Annotated in this window: 22 protein-coding genes and 1 pseudogene; 9 read left to right on the forward strand and 14 right to left on the reverse strand. The window is 64.0% G+C overall.

The window, feature by feature from the left end:
* Nucleotides 1–7: 7 nt before the first annotated feature.
* Nucleotides 8–397 carry a succinate dehydrogenase, cytochrome b556 subunit gene (gene sdhC / locus A9D15_RS00995; RefSeq protein WP_066761239.1) on the reverse strand — a complete coding sequence of 130 codons (390 nt, stop codon included), beginning with the start codon at nucleotides 395–397 and terminating at the stop codon, nucleotides 8–10.
* Between the two features lie 237 nt (nucleotides 398–634).
* On the opposite strand from sdhC, the pseudogene A9D15_RS01000 reads away from it, so the two are divergent.
* The 5 genes and pseudogenes from A9D15_RS01000 to A9D15_RS01020 form a co-directional block, all read left to right on the forward strand.
* Nucleotides 635–796 (forward strand): annotated as a pseudogene (locus A9D15_RS01000) (3-oxoacyl-ACP reductase); the annotation flags it as partial.
* Nucleotides 786–1,679, forward strand: a complete 894-nt coding sequence (gene bla / locus A9D15_RS01005) for a subclass B3 metallo-beta-lactamase (RefSeq protein WP_216634366.1) — start codon at nucleotides 786–788, stop codon at nucleotides 1,677–1,679. The pseudogene A9D15_RS01000 and the gene bla, both read left to right, overlap by 11 nt.
* Nucleotides 1,676–2,581 (forward strand): 50S ribosomal protein L11 methyltransferase, encoded by a 906-nt coding sequence (locus A9D15_RS01010; protein ID WP_066760911.1) that lies wholly within the window; start codon nucleotides 1,676–1,678, stop codon nucleotides 2,579–2,581. The genes bla and A9D15_RS01010 overlap by 4 nt, the downstream gene beginning before the upstream one ends.
* Nucleotides 2,554–3,273 (forward strand): DUF2459 domain-containing protein, encoded by a 720-nt coding sequence (locus A9D15_RS01015; protein ID WP_229660350.1) that lies wholly within the window; start codon nucleotides 2,554–2,556, stop codon nucleotides 3,271–3,273. The genes A9D15_RS01010 and A9D15_RS01015 overlap by 28 nt, the downstream gene beginning before the upstream one ends.
* A gap of 20 nt (nucleotides 3,274–3,293) precedes the next feature.
* Nucleotides 3,294–3,626, forward strand: a complete 333-nt coding sequence (locus A9D15_RS01020) for a hypothetical protein (protein WP_066760912.1) — start codon at nucleotides 3,294–3,296, stop codon at nucleotides 3,624–3,626.
* Nucleotides 3,627–3,630: 4 nt separating this feature from the next.
* Here the strand turns inward: A9D15_RS01020 and A9D15_RS01025 are convergent, their stop codons facing one another.
* The 4 genes from A9D15_RS01025 to ligA all read right to left on the reverse strand — a co-directional run bounded on the left by A9D15_RS01025 (nucleotide 3,631) and on the right by ligA (nucleotide 7,891).
* On the reverse strand, nucleotides 3,631–4,200 hold the full coding sequence (locus tag A9D15_RS01025; protein ID WP_172807429.1) for a GNAT family N-acetyltransferase: 570 nt from the start codon (nucleotides 4,198–4,200) through the stop codon (nucleotides 3,631–3,633).
* A gap of 49 nt (nucleotides 4,201–4,249) precedes the next feature.
* Nucleotides 4,250–5,062 (reverse strand): hypothetical protein, encoded by an 813-nt coding sequence (locus A9D15_RS01030; protein WP_066760915.1) that lies wholly within the window; start codon nucleotides 5,060–5,062, stop codon nucleotides 4,250–4,252.
* A 101-nt stretch (nucleotides 5,063–5,163) separates the two neighbouring features.
* A complete protein-coding gene (locus A9D15_RS01035; RefSeq protein WP_066760917.1) occupies nucleotides 5,164–5,631 on the reverse strand; it encodes a hypothetical protein in 468 nt (155 codons plus the stop codon).
* Nucleotides 5,632–5,797: 166 nt separating this feature from the next.
* Nucleotides 5,798–7,891, reverse strand: coding sequence for an NAD-dependent DNA ligase LigA (gene ligA / locus A9D15_RS01040; protein WP_172807430.1), 2,094 nt, complete (start codon nucleotides 7,889–7,891; stop codon nucleotides 5,798–5,800).
* 53 nt (nucleotides 7,892–7,944) lie between these two features.
* On the opposite strand from ligA, the gene A9D15_RS01045 reads away from it, so the two are divergent.
* Nucleotides 7,945–8,430, forward strand: coding sequence for a DUF2165 family protein (locus tag A9D15_RS01045; protein WP_066760918.1), 486 nt, complete (start codon nucleotides 7,945–7,947; stop codon nucleotides 8,428–8,430).
* 1 nt (nucleotide 8,431) lies between these two features.
* On the opposite strand, the gene A9D15_RS01050 is transcribed toward A9D15_RS01045, so the two are convergent.
* On the reverse strand, nucleotides 8,432–9,862 hold the full coding sequence (locus tag A9D15_RS01050) for a S41 family peptidase (protein WP_066760920.1): 1,431 nt from the start codon (nucleotides 9,860–9,862) through the stop codon (nucleotides 8,432–8,434).
* 94 nt (nucleotides 9,863–9,956) lie between these two features.
* Complete coding sequence (locus A9D15_RS01055) at nucleotides 9,957–10,178, reverse strand: tautomerase family protein (RefSeq protein WP_066760922.1); 222 nt, start codon at nucleotides 10,176–10,178, stop codon at nucleotides 9,957–9,959.
* Nucleotides 10,179–10,355: 177 nt separating this feature from the next.
* Between A9D15_RS01055 and A9D15_RS01060 the strand changes: the two genes are divergently transcribed.
* Complete coding sequence (locus A9D15_RS01060; protein ID WP_172807431.1) at nucleotides 10,356–11,939, forward strand: winged helix-turn-helix domain-containing protein; 1,584 nt, start codon at nucleotides 10,356–10,358, stop codon at nucleotides 11,937–11,939.
* A gap of 3 nt (nucleotides 11,940–11,942) precedes the next feature.
* Here A9D15_RS01060 and recN read toward each other — a convergent pair whose 3' ends face one another.
* A complete protein-coding gene (recN, locus tag A9D15_RS01065; RefSeq protein ID WP_066760925.1) occupies nucleotides 11,943–13,619 on the reverse strand; it encodes a DNA repair protein RecN in 1,677 nt (558 codons plus the stop codon).
* Between the two features lie 226 nt (nucleotides 13,620–13,845).
* Here recN and A9D15_RS01070 point away from each other — a divergent pair, with 226 nt between their 5' ends.
* Nucleotides 13,846–14,751 (forward strand): UDP-2,3-diacylglucosamine diphosphatase, encoded by a 906-nt coding sequence (locus A9D15_RS01070; protein ID WP_066761245.1) that lies wholly within the window; start codon nucleotides 13,846–13,848, stop codon nucleotides 14,749–14,751.
* A 10-nt stretch (nucleotides 14,752–14,761) separates the two neighbouring features.
* The gene (locus tag A9D15_RS01075; protein WP_066760927.1) at nucleotides 14,762–15,847 is read left to right on the forward strand and encodes a glycosyltransferase family 4 protein; all 1,086 of its coding nucleotides are present in this window, start codon (nucleotides 14,762–14,764) and stop codon (nucleotides 15,845–15,847) included.
* A gap of 10 nt (nucleotides 15,848–15,857) precedes the next feature.
* On the opposite strand, the gene A9D15_RS01080 is transcribed toward A9D15_RS01075, so the two are convergent.
* The 6 genes from A9D15_RS01080 to A9D15_RS01105 form a co-directional block, all read right to left on the reverse strand.
* A complete protein-coding gene (locus tag A9D15_RS01080) occupies nucleotides 15,858–16,646 on the reverse strand; it encodes a class I SAM-dependent methyltransferase (protein WP_066760929.1) in 789 nt (262 codons plus the stop codon).
* 66 nt (nucleotides 16,647–16,712) lie between these two features.
* Nucleotides 16,713–17,921: a cytochrome P450 gene (locus A9D15_RS01085; protein ID WP_066760936.1), complete on the reverse strand. Its 1,209-nt coding sequence runs from the start codon at nucleotides 17,919–17,921 to the stop codon at nucleotides 16,713–16,715.
* Between the two features lie 96 nt (nucleotides 17,922–18,017).
* Nucleotides 18,018–18,824: an outer membrane protein assembly factor BamD gene (locus tag A9D15_RS01090; RefSeq protein WP_066760939.1), complete on the reverse strand. Its 807-nt coding sequence runs from the start codon at nucleotides 18,822–18,824 to the stop codon at nucleotides 18,018–18,020.
* A gap of 189 nt (nucleotides 18,825–19,013) precedes the next feature.
* Complete coding sequence (locus tag A9D15_RS01095; protein WP_066760941.1) at nucleotides 19,014–19,376, reverse strand: hypothetical protein; 363 nt, start codon at nucleotides 19,374–19,376, stop codon at nucleotides 19,014–19,016.
* Nucleotides 19,377–19,442: 66 nt separating this feature from the next.
* Nucleotides 19,443–19,856, reverse strand: coding sequence for a roadblock/LC7 domain-containing protein (locus A9D15_RS01100; protein WP_066760942.1), 414 nt, complete (start codon nucleotides 19,854–19,856; stop codon nucleotides 19,443–19,445).
* Nucleotides 19,853–20,419 carry a GTP-binding protein gene (locus A9D15_RS01105; protein WP_066760944.1) on the reverse strand — a complete coding sequence of 189 codons (567 nt, stop codon included), beginning with the start codon at nucleotides 20,417–20,419 and terminating at the stop codon, nucleotides 19,853–19,855. Before A9D15_RS01105 ends, A9D15_RS01100 begins: the two co-directional genes overlap by 4 nt.
* Nucleotide 20,420: the final 1 nt, after the last annotated feature.

Raw genomic sequence — 20,420 nt, forward strand, 5'->3', positions numbered from 1 at the left:
TCTCTCCTCAGACCAGCAGGATCACGGCCCAGAAGGCCGCCGTCAGCAGAATGCCGACAAGGATCGAGATGATCGACCAGGAATTGTTGCGCTCCACCTCGAAGCCCGCGCCGGCATCCAGCACGAGGTGGCGAATGCCACTCGACAGGTGGTTGAAGAAGGCCCACGAAATGCCGATCAGCACGATCATGCCGTACCATGTATCCGCGTGGCGCATGAAGGAAACGTAGCTTTCCGGCCCGCCGGCAATCGCGCCGAGGAACCAGAGCAGGACCAGCAGGCCCGCGACCGCAAGGCCATTACCAGAAACGCGATGCAGAATGGAGACGGCCATGGCCGGACCCCATTTCCAGATCGAGAGGTGCGGAGAGAGAGGCCTGTTCGCTGCCTTCGCCATATTATGTGTCCCCGTAGTCTTCTTGCCGTCAGCGACCGATACAAGAGGGCCGGTCGCAAAAGGCGTGCTGCGGGCGCGAATGGCAGGCAGCGCGCCGAAGGGCAAGAGGGCATTTACAGTCTTTTTGTCTAGGTATGGTGCCTGTCCCCCGCTTGCGGCGCCCTCTCCCCCGCCTTAATCGAGCCGCTTATGAACAAGGATGCATCAGGCGGGCGCACGGCGCTTATCATCGGAAGCATGGCGCCGCGCGGCGGGCCTTCCCTGCTGGCCGACATTCTGCTGGGCCGCGTGGCGGAGCCGGAAGAGATCGGCCGGATCGCCGCTTTCCGCGCGCTCGAGGCGCCTGCCAGCATGACCGGTGCGGTGATCGATGCGATTGGAGCGAGCTTTGTCCGCTAAGACCTTCCTGCATGCACTGCCCGCGCTGGCTGTCGCGTCTTGCGCCGCGACAACCGTCGCACCCGTCCCCGAGTCCCCGCCCGCGTCCGAATGGGTGGCCGCCTGCGAGGACTGGGACGAATGGGACAAACCCGGCCCGCCCTTTCGAATCCACGGCGACACCTATTATGTCGGCACTTGCGGCATCTCTGCGATTCTCGTCACTGGTGATGACGGGCACGTGCTGATCGACACCGGAACGGTCGCGGGCACGGCGCACGTTCTGGATAACATCCGCACGCTGGGCTTCGACCCTGCCGAAATCGCACTGTTGCTGGTCAGCCACGAACATTTCGATCACGTCGCCGGAACCGCGATGGTTCAGGAATTGAGCGGCGCGCGCCTTGTGGCGACCGGTCCTGCCGCCGAGGTGCTTGCGACCGCCCTGCCTGCCGAAAACGACCCGCAGTTCGGCGTGACCGATGCTTTCCCCGCCGCCCGCGTCGACGAGACCATCGGCGCGGTAGAGTTCGTGAAGCAGGGCAACTTGTCCTTCAGGCAGATGCCCACCCCCGGCCATACGCCGGGCGCATCATCGTGGCAGTGGATTTCGTGCGAAGACGGCGAGTGCGTCACCATTGTCTATGCCGATTCCATGTCGCCCATCAGCGCGGACGGCTACAAGTTCTCCGACCACCGCGAACTGCTGGACAACTATCGCCGCGGCATCGATTATCTCGCCGACAGCGACTGCGACATGCTGCTCACCCCGCACCCTTCGGCAAGCTGGATGCGCAAGCGGCTGGAAAGTGGCAGTCTTCTGGATAAAGTCGCCTGCCGGACATATGCCGAAGCAATCGGCGAGCGCCTCGATGCGCGGCTTGCCAAGGAGGCTGCCGAGTGAGCTGGAAGATCGTCGCCCATGGATCGAAAGGAATGATTCAGGCCGCACTTGTCGCGCACGAGGACGTGCTGGACTGGGACTACGAAGTCGTGCTGACCGGCAGCGAGATCGCCGAGGACAAGCCCGACGACTGGGTGCTGGAGGCTTATTATCCGCGCAAGCCGACGAGGGCCGACAAGCAGGCGCTGGCCGACTTGTTCACAGGCGGCGCGCCAGACCTGAAGTCGGAGAAGCTACCCGATGCCGACTGGGTCAGCCTGTCGCAAGCCGACGTCACCCCGATCCGCGCAGGCCGTTTCCACGTCCATACACCCGACTTCCCCGCCGATAACAGCGCGGGCGTGACCGACTTCTGCATCCCGGCGAGCCAGGCGTTCGGCACTGGACAGCATGAAACCACGGCAGGCTGCCTTGCCATGCTGACCCAGATGAAGGCGCAAGGCATCGTCGTGCGCAACCACGCCGACATCGGTACCGGCACCGGCCTCCTTGCCTTTGCCGCGCGCGATCTCTGGCCGCAGGCGCAGGGCATCGCCAGCGACATCGATCCGGTCTGCGTCGGCGTGGTGGAGGACAACGCCGCGATGAACGGCATTCCGCTGGGCGACGGGCCGGGCCGGATTGTCATGACCGTGGCGGCGGGGACCGACAATCCGCTGATCCGGCACCGCGCGCCTTATGACCTGCTGATTGCCAACATCCTTGCAGGGCCGCTGGTCGAACTCGCGCCCGATTTCGCCAAGGCCGTGGCGCCGGGTGGCAACCTGCTACTGGCCGGTCTTCTGACGACGCAGGAAGAAGCGGTTCGCCGCGCCCACTTCCGCGCCGGTTTCCGCCTTGCCCGCCGCATGACGAACGGCGACTGGTCGATCCTGTGGCTACGCCGGCGAAACGCGCGTTGAAACTGGCGAGAGCAGTCTTCGGCTGGCTGGGGCTGGCCGTAGGCTGCTATTTCCTTGCCGGATGGGTGGGCTCGTCGATCCCCTCGCAACCTTATTATAACGAGCCGCGACCGGGGGATGACGCAGTAGAAATCATAATCGCCACCAATGGCGTGCACACCTCGATCGCGGTCCCGCTGCGGAGCGCGGACATGGACTGGACCCGCGTCTTCCCGCCGTCAGATACGGCCAATCCGTTTCGCCTCTATACCCACGTCGCGATAAGCTGGGGCGAGCGAGCAGTCTTTCTCGACACGCCGACATGGGGCGATCTCTCGCCGCTCACGGTCCTGCGCGTCATGAGCGTCGGCGGCGACGCGCTTTATCACGTAGAACACTGGGTCCGGCCCGCCCCCTCGCCCGATTTCCGAACGATCCGCATCTCTCACAGACAGTACCGCGCCCTCGTCCGCGCCCTGTTGCGCGACTTGCCCGAACGCACGCCGGACCGCGCGGTCTATGCTGGATATACCGATCAGGACGTCTTCTACGACGCGCTCGGGACTTACACGGTCTACAAGACCTGCAACGAATGGACGGGCGAAACGCTGCGCATGGCGGGGATCGAGACCGGCGCGTGGACGCCCTTTGCCGGAAGCGTGATGAAGTGGGTTCCGCCTTATCGCGCGCACGGTTCACCGCCTATTCAATAAGTTGAGCCGAATATCCTTCCATGCGCTACGCCCTTATCCCGATTTTCGCCCTTCTCGCCATCCCTGCCGCCGCGCAGGAAGAGCCGATGCACGATCATGAGGCACCGCGCGATTGCGTTCTGCCGCAGCAGATCGCGCCGTCCTTCAACAACACGCCGGCCGCGATGGAGCAGTCGCGCATCGCCGCCAACACCGTCCGCAATGCCCACCGCGCCCGTGGCGGCGCGCTGCCGCCGATCTGCGGCAGCGAACACGATCCGCGCTCGCTCGAGGTGGTGGAGCAGGAAGACATGCTGGTCAGCGAAGAACCAATGGCGCCCGACGCTCCCGAAGCGGACAGCGCCGAGACCTGACCGCCTAAAGCGCCAGCCGCACAAGGTTCTGGTATTCGCTGAAATCGCCCGCTATCTCGAAGCCGTGCTTCAGGTACATCGACAGCGGCCCGTGATAATTGCTGGCCGCGGTTTCGGGCGACTTGGCAGGCTTTGCCTCTACCCATGACAGGCCCTGCGCGCGGAAACCTTCCAGCGCGGTCTCCAGCAATTGGCGCGCAACGCCCTTGCCCCGCGCACTCGGCGCGACAAGGAAGCAGGTAATGATGCCTGTCGCATCACCCGCCTTGCCAGGCACATCATCCCCGCGAAACGCGCGGTAACCGTCCTTGCGTCCGGCATTGAGCCAGCCTACCGGCCGCTGGCCCTCCAGCGCGATCCAGCCGCGCATCGTACCGTCCGCGATTAGGTGGCACGCGTCCGTACGGTTGTCCGCGGCAGGTTCGTTCTCCCAGTCCCCGCACTGGTGGTCGTAGTGGTAGAACCGGCAATAACACCCGCTCCACCCCGGATTGTCGGCAAAGCCTTCACCGTCGAACAGTTCGAAGAACAGGTGCGCCCTGTCAGGCGTCAGCGGTACGATTTCGACCGTCATGGGCATCGCTCTCCTTGAACGGAAATCGGCGATGCCCATCCGGCCCGCTTCAGTCCGCGCCGATGCGGTACAGCACCTGTACGCCAGCGCCAACGTCGGGGCTGCCCTCGCTGAAGCCGGTGTAGCCATAGCCTTGAAGCAGCAGCGACGGATTGACCCTGAACGTCGCCGAAGCCGTCGCCTCGCTACGGTCGGGCGAAGTATCGAGCGCGCCCTCGCGCCACTCGTATCCAAGGCCCAGCGTCAGGCCCTCACCCGCAACGGCATAAACGCCGCCGCCTGCCAGCCAGACATCATCTAGCTGGTAGAGATCGTTTGACCCGTTGAACCGGCGCCCACCGTTCAGCGCGACCGAGACGTTGCCGAAGCTGTGGAGCACCTCGCCCATCGCGGTGAAGTCGGTCGTGCCGGTGCCGAGGTACTTGGCCTCCGACGCGGTGGGCAGCTTGACCTTTCCGATGACATCGAACCACGTCCGGTCGCCGATTGGCAGGGTATAGCCAGCAGACAAGTTGACGTCGCCGATGCCGCTGCGCGTATCGGTGACGACCGTATCGCCGGTACCACCGCCCGCATTACCGTTGCCGTTGCCGCGCGTAACGCCGCCGTCGCCGGGAATGACTCCGTCGGGGCCGGTGACACGCACGTAAGGCACGGAGGCGCGCGCCCAGAAGCCGTCGCCCTGATACTTCACGCCGATCGGCACGGCCAGCATGTCGGTATCGACCACATCGCCGTAATCACCGGTCGAATAGTCGGCACCAAGGCTGAACTGCCAGTATTCGTCCGCGCTCGCTTGCACGGAGCATAGCGAGACCGCCAGCGCCGCAGAAGCCGCGGCACGCTTGAGAAAGACCTTCATGGATCCCCTCTTTCAGATTGTCTGATGACCACACGAGGGAAAGGAATACGACCGCCTATGGCAGCCGCGCCCCTCCCCCCTCGTGAGCAAATTGCGGTCGCTCAGGGACGACCGGGCTTTTCCGGCTTTTCCGGCTTCTCGGGCTTTTCGGGCCGCTCAGGACGCTCGGGCTTTTCGGCCTTGGCGATGCGCTCCGCCTTTTCGGGACGGACATGCTCGACTGTGGTGGTCTTGTTGCCGTCCAAATCTACCGTCTTGGTCAGCGTGTGAACATTGCCGCTCGGCGTCGTGACCGTCTGGGTATAGGCCGAGCCGACGACGTTCATGACCGGATCGCCGTTTTCGTCGGTCATCGGCTCACCGTTTTCGTCGATAGCCTGCTCAAGGATGTCACCCTCTTCGCGAAGCACCTGCGCACCGTTGCCACCGGCGGTCGGTTCCATCGGCTTGCCGGCTTCCTCGACTTCGACGTCTTCGGGCGCGTCGCCGCTTTCGGCATCCTGTGCATAGGCCGTCATGGCCGATACGGCCAGGATCGCGGATGCGCCCGCGAGCATGATCTTTTTCATGATTATGTCCTCATGTCCCCGCACGTCAGCACGTGCGCTATTGTTCCCCTGATGAGGTCAGGGTGGGTGCCCACGCATTAATCCCTTATTAAAGCCGGGCCTTAACGCGGAATTCACCACGAGTTCAGCGACGGGCCGTGCCGCCGCTGCCGTGGGCGGAGAGCGGTTAGCCCGCCGCTTTCACGATCTCGGCCCAGGCCGCCTCGTCGATGACCTCGATGCCGAGCTCTGCCGCTTTCTTCAGCTTCGATCCCGCGCCGGGTCCGGCGACGACCAGATCGGTCTTGACCGAAACCGAACCTGCCGCCTTCGCGCCCAATCGTTCGGCCTGCGCCTTGGCCTCGTCGCGGCTCATGGTTTCCAGCTTGCCGGTGAAGACCACCGTCTTGCCCGCGACTTCGCTGTCCTTCGTTTCGACCACGTAATCGGGCGGCGAAATTTCGGAGAGGAGATCGTCCCAGACCTGCCGGTTGTGATCTTCGTGGAAGAAGTCGCCCAGCGCCTCGACCACGACCGGGCCGACGCCGTCGATGGCGGTCAGTTCGGTCACGGCCTCGCTCGCCACTTCGCCTTTTCCGTTCCGCGCCCGCTCCGCCACGTCGCGCAAGGCAGGAAGCGTAGTGAAGTGCTTCAAGAGATCGCGCGCCGTCACCGCACCGACATGGCGGATGCCCAGCCCGAACAACAGGCGCGCCGCATCAGGCTCGCGCTTGGCCTCGATCGCGGCCAGCAGGTTCTCGACCGACTTCTCCTTCCACCCTTCGAGCGCGAGAATGTCCTCCTTGCGCTGTTTCAGGCGGAAGATGTCGGCGGGACTTTCCAGCCAGCCTTTTGCAAAGAACTCGTCGATTGTCTTCTCGCCAAGTCCCTCGATGTCGAGCGCGCCGCGGCTGACGAAGTGCTTCAAACGCTCGGTCCGCTGGGCAGGACAGATAAGCCCGCCGGTGCAGCGCACGTCGACTTCGCCTTCCTCCGCCACGGCTTCCGAATCGCAGATCGGGCAATGGTCGGGGAAGTTAAAAGCATCGCGCTCCTCGTCCCGCGTCAGGTTCTCGACCACTTGCGGAATGACGTCGCCGGCGCGCTGGATCACGACACGGTCGCCGATCCGCACACCCAGCCGCGCGATTTCGTCGCGGTTGTGCAGCGTCACGTTCGAGACGACCACGCCGCCCACCGTCACCGGCTTCAACCGGCCCACCGGCGTCAGCTTGCCGGTGCGGCCGACCTGGATATCGATACCTTCTAGCGTGGTTTCGGCCTGTTCTGCCGGAAACTTGTGCGCCATCGCCCAGCGCGGCGCCTTGGCCACGAAGCCCAGCCGCTGCTGATAGTCCAGCCGGTCGACCTTGTAGACAACGCCGTCGATGTCATAGCGCATATCAGCCCGCATCGCGCCGATCTGGCGATAATGCGCCAGCATCTGATCCAGCGAACAGCACCGGATCAGGGCAGCGGAGATCGGCACACCCCAGTTGGCGATGGCCTGCATGACCTCGAACTGGCTGTCCCCCGGAACCTCGCTCGCCGCCCCCCAGCCATGGGCGTAGAAGCGCAAGGGGCGCTTGGCCGTAACGCTCGCGTCCTTCTGGCGCAGCGATCCGGCGGCGGCATTGCGCGGGTTGGCGAAGATCTTGCCGCCCTCGGCCTCCTGCGCTTCGTTCAGCGCAAGGAAGTCGGCCTTGGCCATGAAGACCTCGCCGCGGATCTCGAAAACCTCGGGCACGGTGCCGTGCAGTTCCTGCGGAATATCGGCGATATGCGCGACGTTGGCAGTCACGTCCTCGCCCACCTGCCCATCCCCGCGTGTCGCGGCGCGGACCAGCTTGCCCTGCTCGTAGCGAAGCGAACACGAAAGCCCGTCAATCTTGTCTTCCGCCGTAAACACGACCGGCTCGTCCGCGCCCAGCGACAGGAAACGCCTGACGCGCGCGACGAAATCGGCCACTTCCTCGTCCGAGAACGCGTTGTCGAGGCTCATCATCCGAACCTCATGGCGAACTTTCGACAGCGGCGAGGCAGCGACTTCGTGGCCCACGGCCTTCGACGGGCTGTCGTCACGGACGAGATGCGGGAAAACCGCCTCTATCGCGGCATTGCGGCGGACGAGCGCGTCGTATTCCGCGTCCGAAATTTCCGGCGCGTCTTCTGCGTGATAGAGCTTGTTGTGCTTCCTGATCTGGCGCGCCAGCCGCATCAGTTCGTTCGCGGCGTCGGCCTCGCTCATCTCGGCAGGATCGGTCACGCTTTTCCCCGTCATGAATTTTCATGGTATCTAGCCGCCGGGGCGCGGAAATACAGGGGGACTGGTGAATGACCGACAGGATTCTGAAGGCGATGGTCAGCGCCGTGGTGGGGCTGATGGCGCTGCTGTATGTGGCGCACAACATCGCAAACGTCGGCGCGGCCTACGATTTCTTCGTCTACACGACGAGCCACGCGGGACAGGAAGCCTATCCGGTCACGCTTTTACCCGTGCCGCCATCGATCCTGATCGTCGTCGCCATGGTGCTGGTCTTCGCACTGGAGGCAGCCGCAGGCGTGCTGGGCCTCTATGGCGCATGGGTGCTGTTCAGCCTGCGCCGCCACGATGCGGCGAAGTTCGAAGCGGGCAAGAAATGGTCGAAGATCGCGATGGGCTGCGCGGTGCTCAACTGGTGGGGCCTGTTCCAGGGTGTTGCGGTAGCGGGATACCAGCTCTGGCAAATGGAACTGGGCGGCGGGCCGGACCACGGATCGTGGGTCTTCGGCGCGATCGCAATGATGAGCCTGATCTACATCTCGATGCGCGAGGAGTAGATCATTCGTGCGCGGTCATGGCGACGACCGCCTCGACCGCGCGCCAATGCCCCGCGACAGGATCCTCATCCGGATAGACCGCGATATCGACCTGCGGCGGCAGGCCGGTTTCTTCATAAACGGTGCCGTCGGGCGCGGCGAAAATCTCGTTGGACAGTTCCAGCAGCCAGCCATTCGGGAGCCTTTTTGCAAGCGGGGTGGAAAACGCACCGCGCGTCGTCTTGCCGATCTGGATAACATTCGGATTCTGGCGAAGGGCAAGTGTCGCAAGCTCGCCGCCACTCACGGTCACATCGCTGGTGAGAACATAGACGGGCCCGGAAAAGCGCGGCCCGTCTGCGGGTTCGATCCGGTGTGGATAGGGCGCGCGACCGGAACCGCGCGCGCGGGTGGTAAAGCCGGTATAGGCACGGTCGGTGACTCGCCCCGGCAGGGCCTTGGCGATCCGGTCCCAGCCTCCGCGATTGTTGGAAAGATCGATGATGACGGCATCGGCGTCCTGAAACGCGGAAAACGCCTCGTCCATGATCCTGTCGAATTCCGCCATTTCCGCCTCGGCCCAGGCATCGCTGCCAAAGTCCTCCCGATCCGTGAATCCGCCCATCTGGAAGATCTGCAAATAGCCGACCCGTCCGTCGATCGTGCCCCAGACGATGCGATCGCGCCCCGTGTGATGCGCCGTATCGCCAAGCTTTTGCGTCGCCTGCTCGATCAGGCCGACAAGCCAGGCACTCTCACCCCCTTTGCGCGCCCGTTCCCTCGGCAGGGTTTCGCCCTGCCCGTCCTGAATGCGGCGACGTTCTCCATCGATCTCGCCGATCAGCTTGGTGTGGCTGTCGGAAAGCCCATCCATGTAGAGCGCCAACGCATCCCAAAGCGCGTCATCGTCCATCCCCGGACGCATCGCATCGCGCAGCTTTGCCGCACGCGTGTCGTGATCGGGCGGCCTGCGATCAAAGAACGCGTAATGGCGCTCGAAGGCATCGAGTAAAGCCGCAGCCACCGCCTTGGGCCCGGTGTCCGGTTCATCGCGGCATTGGGCTGGAAGTTCGGCAATCCGGTCGAACAGGACCATCGTATCGCCGCGAAGAAGCTGAAAAATCGCGCTGTCGCCATCCGGCATCATGCGAAAGAATCGATAGCCGATCGAGTCCATTTCGCTCTGCGCGTCTTCGCTCGGCGGCAGGTAGCATGTGTCGCCGATCTCGTACTGCGTCACGCCTTGCGCATCGATGGCGAGCAAGCGGCCATAGCCGCGACTTTGCCACACGCCGCGCACTTGCGGTGCGCTGGTTCCGTCCGGCTGCTGAATCGCGCGAACCTCTCCGGCATCGATCCAGGGGCGTGAAAGGCCGCTGCCTTGCGGGGTGGCTGCACAAGAAGACAGCAGGAACGCGAATAGAGGGGCTGCAACTCGGGGCGTGATCCGCATGGCCCAGGTTCTACCGCAGTCAAAATCATTGGCAACAGGCACGGTGGAAGATGCACGGGAGGGGCCTTTCACCGCCACCCGTGCACCCCGTTCTTCACGCCGCCTGCTTCTGCATCGCGTGAATGTCGGCAGCTGCCAGCGACTGGCCGCCGATGGCCCAGTGGCCGCCTTCGACTTCGAGAACGCGGACCCAGGTCACGCCGCGCATCACTTCGCCTTCGATGGCGACGATGGCGTCGGTCACGTCCTTGATCATCTGCTGCTTCTGTTCGCCGTCGAAAACGCCGTCGATCAGGTGGATATCAACGAGAGGCATATTCATTTCCTTTCCAGTCTTGGTGTGTGGCGCCGATCATCCGGCGACAACAACTGGATACCCCGCCCTTCCCACCCCTGCTTGGAGCCTGTGTGGAGATTGCGTGGAGATTTGCCCCCCAACGTGGAGAAACGCGCCTCTCGACGTTCCGGCGCATCGCGATTAAACTTCGTGCCATTGCGGGGGCCCCATGCGATGACGGTCTATGCCTTTGACGGGTTCGAAGTGGACGCCGCGCAGTTCGAGCTGCGCGCAAATGGCGTGCCCGTGCCGATGGAGCCGCAGGTCTTCCGCATCCTCCTGTTCCTGATCGAGGCGCGCGACAGGCTGGTCACCCGCGACGACCTGTTCGAAACGATCTGGAAGGGGCGCATCGTGTCGGACACTGCGCTGTCCAGCCGGATCAAGTCGGTCCGCAAGGCACTGGGCGATGACGGCGCGAACCAGCGATACGTGCGCACGATGCGCGGCGAAGGCTTCCGCTTCGTCGGCCAGGTCGAACAGAGCGCGCCCGTCCCTGCGCCCGTGGAGCCGGTGACGACGACGGTCTCGACCGTCATGTCGCGGCCCCTTGTCGGCGTCTTCCCGTTCAGTTGCGATCACGAGGAAGCCGAATACCTCGTTGACGGCCTTGCCGAGACGCTGATCGCCGAACTGGCCGCGTGGCGCTGGTTTCCCGTACTCTCGCGCCATGCCTCTTTCGCGATGGGCCGCGCGGGCGGCGATCTCCTGCAGCAGGCCCGCGCGCTGAACGTGCGTTATGCGGTGTGCGGGTCGGTCGCCGGCAAGGACGGCAAGGCGCGGCTTGCCATCGACCTGCTCGACGTGCCGAGCGGTGAGACATTGTTGACCGAACTGTTCGAGGACGATCTCACCAGCCTGCTCGCCGTCCAGCCCGAGATCGCGGCGCGCATCCTCCACCTCATCGCGCCCGAGGTCGAAGGCGCCGAACGCCGCCGCATCGTTCGCGCCCCGCCATCGGACCTGTCGGCTTGGGACCTCACGCTGAAGGCGCTCTGGGCGCTGAACCGCCCTTCCCCCGATACGCTGGCCCATGCCCTGAAGGACATCGAAAACTCGATCCGGCTGGACCCCGGCTCGGCCATGCCGTGGAGCCTGAAGGCGCAGGCCTATTTCGAGATGGGGCTGAACGGCTGGCTGGTCGGCAACGTCACGATGGCGCGTGGCTGTTTCAACGAAATGCTGGACGCGGCGCGCAATTCGATCGACCTCGACCCGCGCGGCTGGATGGGCCACTCGCTGGCAAGCGCGGGCGAACTCTTCGCGGCCGGCGCGTATGTCCCTGCCCGCCGCCATGCGGACGAGGCGTTGCGTCTCAACCCCAGTGCAGGGATGGCGCACCACTTTTCCGGCTGCATCGTCGGGTTCGGCGGCGACCCGGCAGAGGCCATCGCGATCCAGGAACTTGTCTATTCGGTCGACCCGTCATATCGCCACGCCACCGTGATCGAGGCGGACCTCGGTCTCTGGCGCTTCCTGCTGGGCGATTACGAACAGGCGCTCGCGCACCTCGACACCTCGCTCGCTCACAACCCCGCGAACCAGCGCGCCTTGCAGCGGCGGGTTGCCGTCCGGTCGAGCCTTGGTGACGTGGCGGGCGCGCGAGACGATGCGGCGAAACTGGCACAAGTCGGCGCGACACCAACGCGCGAACAAGTTCGGGCAAGCTATCCTTTCCAGGACAGCGCACATGGCGACAAGCTGGTCGAAGCGCTGTTTGCCAACGCCTTCGCGGACTGAGGGTCAGACCCCTTCAAGTAGCCTTTCGGCCTGCGCCCGCGCCTCGGGCGTGATTTCCGCGCCCGACAGCATGCGGGCGATCTCTTCCTGACGGCCACCCGCGTCCAATTGGCCGACCGAAGTGCGGGTCACCGTACCCTCGCTGGACTTGGCGATCATGAAATGGATGTTTCCGCGCGCCGCGACTTGCGGGCTGTGCGTGACGGCCAGAAGTTGTCCGTTTTCGCCATTAGCGCTGGCAAGCCGCGCAAGGCGTTCGCCGATGGCGCTGGCCACCGCACCGCCGACGCCGCGGTCGATCTCGTCGAAGATGATGACGGCTGCCCCGCCCTCTTCCGCCAGTGCGACTTTTAGGGCGAGGATGAAGCGCGAAAGTTCGCCGCCCGACGCGATCTTGGCAAGCGGGGCAAACGGCGCACCGGGGTTGGTCGAGATCACGAACTCGACCGCGTCCATGCCGTGCGGACCCCACTTGTCCTCGTCCGTACGAGTGACCAGCGTCTTGAACTTCGCCGCGTCCAATTTGAGCGGCGCAAGTTCCGCCGCCACCGCCTTGTCTAGACGCTTCGCCGCCTCCACCCGCTGCGCCGAAAGCGTTTCGGCCAGCGCGCGATAGTGCGATCCCTTTTCGAAAGCATCGGCCTGCAGCGCCTTGATACGCCCTTCGCCGCCCTCGATCGCGTCGAGCTTGCCGCGCAGTTCGGCCAGTTTTGCGGGCAGATCATCGACCTGGCAGCCATGCTTGCGCGCTTCAGCCCGAAGGTCGAACAGGCGGGTTTCTACCTCGTCCAGCCGCGCCGGATCGAAGCTCAGCGCCTCAAGCGCGCGATCAACCGCCGCCTCGGCCTCGCTACCTTCGATCAGGCAGCGGTCCAGCGCGGATAGCGCATCGCCCAGCGCCTCGTGCTCGGGCGCGATACGGTCCAGCCTGCGCGCCGCGGCGCGAAGCTGCGCCAATGCGCTGTCAGACCCTGCAAAAAGGTGCTGCAGGCTGGCAAGGTCCTCGGAAAGCCGCTCGCCCTTCTGCATGTCGGCACGCTGTCCGGCGAGATCTTCTTCCTCGCCCTCTTGCGGGGCGAGCCGTTCGAGTTCGGCCAGGTGCGCCTCGACCAATTCACGCTCCGCCGCCGCGTTTTCCGCAGCCTCGCGGGCTTCGGCCAAGGCGGCCTCCGATGCTTGCCACTTGCGCCATGCGCTGGTGACGCCCGCCTCGTCTGCCGCGGCATAGCGCGTCAGCAGCGCTCTGTGCCCGCGCGGGTTCACAAGGCCCCGATCGTCGTGCTGCCCGTGCAGTTCGACCAGCCAGGGCGCCAGAGCCCGCAAAGTCGCGACGCCCACCGGCTGCCCGTTCACGAACGCCTTGGACCCGCCATCGGCCTTCAACTGACGGCGGATGACAAGAGCTTCGCCCGCCTCCATCTCGACACCCGCATCGTCCAGTACCTCGATGATGCCCGCCGGCATTTCGGGAAATTCGAAAGTCGCTGTCGCGCTGGCCTTGTCCTCGCCCGCGCGGACCAGACCGCTGTCGGCACGGTTGCCCAGCACCAGCCCCAGCGCGTCGAGCAGGATCGACTTGCCCGCTCCCGTCTCACCCGTCAGCACGCCCAGCCCGCGCGCGAACGCGAGGTCGAGAGCCTCGATCAGCACGATGTTCCGGATGGACAGGTTGGTCAGCATGTTCGCTCTATGTCCTACTTGGCCGCGCCGCGCCAGTCAGCCCCGCGCGACATTTCGCCCACAGAAGCGCACAGCCCTTCCCCGCCTTATCCACAGACTTGCACACCGGCTTGTAACCAGCCCGTCACACGGACGCCGAACCGAAACACGCACCTGCGAAAAGAAAGACGACACAGGGCAGGAATTGGGGGTTTGAGCAATGAAAGTCGATCCCGTGAAGAACTTGATGTTCACGCATTTAGGCCAGGAAACCGCGGCTTTCGCGGTGCCCGGACGGGTCCCGGAATGGCTCGACCTTCCCGAACCGCGCGGATTCGTTCCCAAACGCAAATTTCGCACCGTATTCATCTCCGACACGCATCTCGGCACCAGGGGCTGCAATGCTGAGATGCTGCTCGACTTTCTCCACTCGATCGAGTGCGACACGCTCTACCTCGTGGGCGACATCGTCGATGGCTGGCGGCTAAAGAAGGGCTGGTATTGGCCCGACGCGCACAGCGAAGTCGTCCGCCGCATCCTCAAGATGGCGCACCGCGGCACGCGGGTCATCCTTGTCGCCGGCAATCATGACGAAATGCTGCGATCCTATGCCGGAATGCACTTCGGCGGGATCGAGATCGCGTTCGAGGCGATTCACGTCACCGCCGACGGTCGCCGCCTGCTGGTCACGCACGGCGATGCCTTCGACAGCGTCGTGCTCTATCACCGCTGGCTCGCCTTCCTGGGCGACCAGGCATACGAGCTGCTGCTGCGTGCGAACATCTGGTTCAACAAGGCTCGCAAGGCGTTCAAGCTGCCCTACTGGTCGCTGTCAGCCTACCTGAAACACCGCGTCAAGAACGTCGTCCAGTTCGTCTGCGACTTCGAGGAAGCCGTCGCCCATGCCGCGCGCGATCGCGGGGTCGAGGGCGTCGTCTGCGGCCACATCCACTGCGCGGAAATTCGCCGGATCGGCCAGATCGAATACATGAACGACGGCGACTGGGTCGAAAGCTGCACGGCCCTGACAGAGGACGCCTGCGGCAATTTCAAGATCCTGCACTGGGCCGACGAAATGCGTCAGCGCGAGGGCAAGGACACGTTCGAACCGGCGGAAGTTGCCGCCCCCGCCCCTGCGAAGCAACCGGCCTGAGGGATACGCGATGTTCGAGAGTACCGCGTTCCCGCGCCGCATCTGCATAGCAAGCGACGCCTGGAAGCCGCAGCTTAACGGCGTCGTCCGCACGCTGGCCGAAACCCTGTCACGTCTGACCGCGCGTGGCCATGCGGTCGAGATGATAACGCCGGACCAGTTCACCAGCCTGCCGATGCCGTTCTACGGCGAAATCAGGCTGGCACTGGCGCCTCATCGCGGAGTGACGAAAAAGCTGTCGCGGTTCGGCCCCGACATCGTCCACATCGCCACCGAAGGGCCGATCGGCTGGGCCACGCGCCGGTGGTGCCTGAAGCACGGCGTGCCCTTTACCACCGCGTTCCACACACGCTTTCCCGATTATGTCGCGGTCCGCACCGGCCTTTCGGCAGAGCGGTTCTGGCCGTTGATGCAGCGCTTCCACGCGCCCAGCCGCGCGGTTCTCGCCGCAACGCCAAGCCTGCGGCACGAACTTGTCGGGCGCGGTATCGGCCCCGTCGTTCCGTGGTCGCGCGGGATCGACAGCGGCACTTTCCGCTCCGACGCAGTGCCGGACGAACGGATTGCCGCCCTTCCCGGTCCGATCCTGTTATACGTAGGACGCGTCGCGCCCGAAAAAGGCCTCGACGATTTCCTCTCCTGCAACCATCCGGGCAGCAAGGTCGTCGTCGGCGACGGCCCTGCGCTTTCGGCGCTGAAGTCACGCTATCCGCAGGCGCATTTCCTCGGTCGCATCACCGGAAGTGCGCTTGCCAGCGCATATGCCGCTGCCGACTGCTTCGTCTTTCCCAGCCGCAGCGACACTTTCGGGCTCGTCATGGTAGAGGCGCTGGCATGCGGCGTTCCGGTGGCCGGTTATCCCGTGCAGGGGCCGATCGACATCGTCGGCCCCGTAGGGCGCGGAGGATCGAACGAGTTGCTCGACACCGTGGGCGCAGTTGACGAAAACCTGTCCGACGCCATCGCCCGCGCGCTTACCGCCCGCCGCGTCGACTGCGCGCGATACGGCGCGGAATACAGCTGGGACGCGGCGACCGACCAGTTCGTATCGGCGCTGGCCGGCGCGCTTGAAGATGAGGCTGCCAACGCCGCCTGATGGGCAAGCCTTACGCGGGCTTGCGGAATTTCAGCACGAACTGGTCCGTTTGGCCCTTGATCGCCTCGTCATAGACATTGACGTCGCGCGTGTCGTCGGGATTGGCGAGAACATCGCTTTCGCTGACGAATTCGAAGCCGGCCTTTTCTATCTCCGCCTTCACGAATTCGCCGTCGATGCGGTGCGTCGTGTCCGTCGCGCTCGCGCCGCTGCCGACAGGTGCGGAATGGTCGAGCACGATATACGTACCGCCCGGCTTCAGCAGGTCCATCACCATCGCGTTGTAAGTTGCGGGGTCGAAGTCGAGCAGGTTGTGGAAGTCGTGGTAATTGCGCGACGTCCATACCAGGTCGAACGTGCCAGCCATCGCTTCGGGCACCGGCCCGGCAACCGGGAAATGCGTCGCGGTAATGCGCGGATCGCCTATTTCGGCGGCCAGTTTCTCGGCCCCTTCGATCGGCTTCCACGGCTTGTCCGCCATCTCGTCGGGCGCATAGAGCACGACTTTGCCATCCGGCCCCGTCGCCAGAGCGAAGATGCGCGTAAAATATCCGCCGCCCGGCAGCATCTCGAAGACCGTCTGGCCCGAAGTCAGGCCCGCGAATTCCAGCATGTCGGCAGGCTTGCGCAACGCGTCGGCGGCGCGGTCGTCATCGGTGCGGGAGGCATCGTCGAGAAACGCGTAGTCGCTGACCGCCTCGGTCGTGGCCACAGCTTCGGGCGCGCTCTGGTCAGCAGATCCGCAGGCGGCGAGCGACAGGGCAAGAACGGAGGCGAGGGAAAGGGCGGCGCTTTTCATCAAGACTTCTCCCGGAGACTTCGAGGAAGAACTCTGACGGCCTCACCGGCCCTTTTCAACCGCCTTTCAGGACCAGAGCAGGTGGAGTTCGGTAAAAGCCCCGACATTGCCGCCGCGCATCTTTGCGGGCTTGTCCGGGTTCAGCCGGAACGGGGGGATGGCTGACAACCACTCTTCAAGGAAGATGATCGCCTCCATCCGCGCAAGTCCTGCGCCGACACAGCGATGCGGGCCATTGCCCATTGTCGTGTGGCGGATCGGCGGGAGCTTGCGTTCGAAATCGACAATCTCGGGATTGTCGAAACTTTTCGGATCGAGATTGTGCAGCACGCTGGGCAGATAAATCAAATCGCCCTTGCGTAGCGTCACTCCGTCCGCCTCGACATCGGTAAGAAGGTTTCGCGTCACCGACACAGTGGGATAGCGGCGCATGAGTTCATCGGCAGCCTGCGGGATCAGGTCGGGATTGTCGCGCAATGCCTGCTGGTCTTCGGGGAAGCGGGCAAGATGCGCGGCGATGCTGCCGAACATGGCGACCACCGTGTCGAGCCCGCCGAACAGAAGGTTGCGGCACATTCGCTGCGCTTCTTCGAACGTCCACGGCCGGCCTTCGATGGGGACCGAAAGGATCCGGCTGAACAGGTCTTCACCCGGATTTGCCAAACGCGCCTCGACATAGGGGCGCAGATATTCGTCGGCTGCATCGCGTAGCTGTTCCACCGTCATCGAACCGTCGGGCCGCGTCAGTTGCGCACCCAGCGGACGCAGTTTCGCGCGGTCTTCGGTAGGCACGTCGATCAGGGTCAGGAATACGTGAATCGGCACGATCTCGGCAAAGGACTGCATGAATTCGCAGCCGTCCCGTTCCTTGAGATCGGCGATAAGCTGGCGCGTCACGTCGCGCACCAGCGGAGTCAGCGCGACGATGTGGGAATTGGCAAAACCGCGCATGACGGCATTGCGGAACGGCTTGTGTTCGGGCGGGTCCTGCTGAAGCGGGATGAATTCCATCACTTCGCCAAGCCCCGGCGTTACGGCCAGCGCCTCGTTCGAGAAATTTTCTGCATCGCCCCACATATCGCGGATGAGATCGCCTTGCGTAGCGATCCAGTGGCCGCCATTCGCCGTCGTCCACGCCAGCGCGGGAACGCCCGGTGCCTGCAGCGTCTGCCAGGCGGCGAAGTAGTCATCTTCAATCCCCGGCGGGGCGAAGATGTCGAAATCGATGATGCGATCGGCCGGAACGTTGTCCGGACGGATTGCGGCGGTTGCCATTGCGCTCTCTCCCAAAAGCTTTGGGAGCAAGACTAGGGTTGCATCTCAGCCCCTACACCTGTCGAATATGCCAATGCGCGAAAGCGCCTCGCGCGATCAGCTCGCGAATTCGGGCGCCTTCTTCTGCATCAGGTCAAAGGCCTTCTCGTACCACTCGCTACCCGGATAGTTCGCGCCGAGAACGGCCGCGCTCTTCTTCGCTTCCTCGGGGATGCCGAGCGCGAGGTAGGTTTCGGTCAGGCGGTACAGCGCCTCTGCCGTGTGGCTGGTGGTCTGGTATTCGTCGACGACCTTGCGGAAGCGCATCGTCGCGGCCAGCCATTTGCCGGTGTCTTCGTAGAACCGGCCGATGGTCATTTCCTTGCCCGCGAGGTGATCGTTGACGAGGTCGAGCTTCAGCTTGGCATCGGCGGCATAGCTGCTTTCCGGATAGCGGCGCACGACTTCGGTCAGCGCGGTCTTGGCCAGAAGCGTCGTCTGCTGATCGCGCTGAACGTCACTGATCTGTTCGTAGTAGGAAAGCGCGATCAGGTAGCTGGCGTAGGGCGCGTCCTTGTTGCCCGGGTGGATCGACAGGAAGCGCTGGGCCGACTGGATCGCCTGCGGGTAGTTCTTGCCGACGTAGTATGAAAACGCGCTCATCAGCTGGGCGCGGCGGGCCCAAGGCGAATAGGGGTGCTGACGCTCGACTTCGTCGAAGAGGGCGGCGGCCATCTTCACCTGTCCGCGGTCAAGACGTTCCTTCGCCGCGAAGTAGAGCGATTCCACATCGCGCGCGACATAGGCCGTGTCATCGGGGCGACCGCCCCCGCCTGCACAGGCGGCGGTCAGCAACATGGACCCCGAAGCGAGGGCAAGGGCAAGGGTGCGAACGGGGCGGCTGGCCGACGAAGCTGCGATCATGACCGGAGCCTATAGCCTCGCCCATACTGAACGCCAAGTGAAGCTTGCGGCTCTGTCCACGAAACGCGGCAGTGCCGGTTTCGCGGGCTGAAACAACGAAAACGGGGCGGCCTGCATAAGACCGCCCCGTCGTTCGGGCGAACCGGAGGTTCGGGTTCGTGCGGCCCCGCCGCGGCTTTCACGATACGATCAGAGCGTCATGTTCGATTCGCACTCGGCCGTCTTGATGCGGGCGAGCGCCAGGTTTGACTTGCTCTTGTCGAGGACGAGATAGATGAACACAGCCGGGCGCGCAGCCATCGGACGGATGATGTGGTACTGCGACGACAGCGTGATGAGGATGTCGTCGATCGCGTCCTTGGTGAGGCCGAGAGCCTTCATCGTCTTCAGCTTGGCACGGACTACTTCGGTGTTGCCGGCGCCGGCAACGTCGAGATCGATGCCGCCACCGATCTTGCCCAGGACCATCCCTGAGTCAGAATCGACAACCGCAGCGGCCTTCGCGCCGTCGATGGTCATCAGGTCTTCCATAGCTTCATTGATGCTAGCCATTCTTCTTTTCCTTTTCATGAGCGGTTTATCTGTGTCGGTCTCCGTCCCGCCAAATTCGGTGACCCTTTACGCTGCCTTGTCCCGGACAAGTGTTCGCATGTTGGAGGCGGCGAGCCGCACGACCGAGAGCGCCTTGCCCACCGTTTCAGCCGCGTCGAAATGCGCGGCCAGCACCATCGCATGCTCGGGCACCCGCATCTGGATCACGTAACCGGTTTCCGCCGCGATGATGATGTACTCGGCGCCCCCGATCCTGAGGTCCTTGGCGACTGCATCGCCCAGGGCCTGCATCGAGCTGGCCATGGAGGCGACGCGCCGATTCTGTTTTTCATCGCCCGCAATGCTGGCGACTTCGAAGCCGTCGTCCGTCAGGAACGTCGCATAACGCAGCGACCTGCAGACGTCGGAAAATCCATCCAGAACCTCGTTCGCGAACGCGATCACGACGGGGTCCTTATGTGCGCTAACTTGCTCGGTCATGCCGCGCGCTCCTGATTACCGGCGATCATCGCCGTCATTTCGATGTTTGCGATCAGGCTCATGAGTGCGGTGCGCATCTGATCGGCGTTGCGGGCATCGGCGGTGAAGACGGGGATCATGCGTCCCGGCATCACTTCGCGAATGCGTTCGGCGTACTTGTCGAGATACGGCGTCGGCGCGACGTCGCTGCGCGTCACGCACACGACGATGCCGCCCTTTTCGTGAAGTTCGCCAAATTCTTCCAGAAACGCATCCAGTTCCTCGATCGGGTCGGCCGCGTCATTGTTGACCAGCAGGATGAGCCCGACGGCACGTTCCTTCAGAATGGTCCACATGAAGTTGAAGCGGCGCTGGCCGGGCACGCCGTAAAGACGCACCTTGTCCTCATCGCTCACCGTGATCTCGCCGTAATCGAGCGCGACCGTGGTCGTGTCCTTGTCGGCGGTTTCGCGGTCGGTGTTGGTCGCCTCGGTGCGGATCGTCTCGATCTCCGACAGGCTTTCGATCGCCGTCGTCTTGCCCGCCCCCATGGGGCCCGCGAAAAGTATGACGTGTTCAGCCATC

The sequence above is a fragment of the Croceicoccus pelagius genome, from assembly GCF_001661915.1.
In the GTDB taxonomy this organism is placed as follows: Bacteria; Pseudomonadota; Alphaproteobacteria; order Sphingomonadales; family Sphingomonadaceae; genus Croceicoccus; species Croceicoccus pelagius.

Excerpts from the sequence above, each read along its gene's own strand:
- A9D15_RS01105 (WP_066760944.1), bottom strand. The coding sequence starts at position 20,419 with ATGGCTGAACACGTCATACTTTTCGCGGGCCCCATGGGGGCGGGCAAG.
- A9D15_RS01050 (WP_066760920.1), bottom strand. The coding sequence starts at position 9,862 with ATGCGGATCACGCCCCGAGTTGCAGCCCCTCTATTCGCGTTCCTGCTG.
- ligA (WP_172807430.1), bottom strand. The coding sequence starts at position 7,891 with ATGACGGGGAAAAGCGTGACCGATCCTGCCGAGATGAGCGAGGCCGAC.
- A9D15_RS01075 (WP_066760927.1), top strand. The coding sequence starts at position 14,762 with ATGTTCGAGAGTACCGCGTTCCCGCGCCGCATCTGCATAGCAAGCGAC.
- A9D15_RS01030 (WP_066760915.1), bottom strand. The coding sequence starts at position 5,062 with ATGAAGGTCTTTCTCAAGCGTGCCGCGGCTTCTGCGGCGCTGGCGGTC.
- A9D15_RS01035 (WP_066760917.1), bottom strand. The coding sequence starts at position 5,631 with ATGAAAAAGATCATGCTCGCGGGCGCATCCGCGATCCTGGCCGTATCG.
- A9D15_RS01095 (WP_066760941.1), bottom strand. The coding sequence starts at position 19,376 with ATGGCTAGCATCAATGAAGCTATGGAAGACCTGATGACCATCGACGGC.
- A9D15_RS01100 (WP_066760942.1), bottom strand. The coding sequence starts at position 19,856 with ATGACCGAGCAAGTTAGCGCACATAAGGACCCCGTCGTGATCGCGTTC.
- A9D15_RS01080 (WP_066760929.1), bottom strand. The coding sequence starts at position 16,646 with ATGAAAAGCGCCGCCCTTTCCCTCGCCTCCGTTCTTGCCCTGTCGCTC.
- A9D15_RS01090 (WP_066760939.1), bottom strand. The coding sequence starts at position 18,824 with ATGATCGCAGCTTCGTCGGCCAGCCGCCCCGTTCGCACCCTTGCCCTT.
- A9D15_RS01020 (WP_066760912.1), top strand. The coding sequence starts at position 3,294 with ATGCGCTACGCCCTTATCCCGATTTTCGCCCTTCTCGCCATCCCTGCC.
- A9D15_RS01025 (WP_172807429.1), bottom strand. The coding sequence starts at position 4,200 with ATGACGGTCGAAATCGTACCGCTGACGCCTGACAGGGCGCACCTGTTC.
- sdhC (WP_066761239.1), bottom strand. The coding sequence starts at position 397 with ATGGCGAAGGCAGCGAACAGGCCTCTCTCTCCGCACCTCTCGATCTGG.
- A9D15_RS01045 (WP_066760918.1), top strand. The coding sequence starts at position 7,945 with ATGACCGACAGGATTCTGAAGGCGATGGTCAGCGCCGTGGTGGGGCTG.
- A9D15_RS01070 (WP_066761245.1), top strand. The coding sequence starts at position 13,846 with ATGTTCACGCATTTAGGCCAGGAAACCGCGGCTTTCGCGGTGCCCGGA.
- A9D15_RS01085 (WP_066760936.1), bottom strand. The coding sequence starts at position 17,921 with ATGGCAACCGCCGCAATCCGTCCGGACAACGTTCCGGCCGATCGCATC.
- A9D15_RS01055 (WP_066760922.1), bottom strand. The coding sequence starts at position 10,178 with ATGCCTCTCGTTGATATCCACCTGATCGACGGCGTTTTCGACGGCGAA.
- recN (WP_066760925.1), bottom strand. The coding sequence starts at position 13,619 with ATGCTGACCAACCTGTCCATCCGGAACATCGTGCTGATCGAGGCTCTC.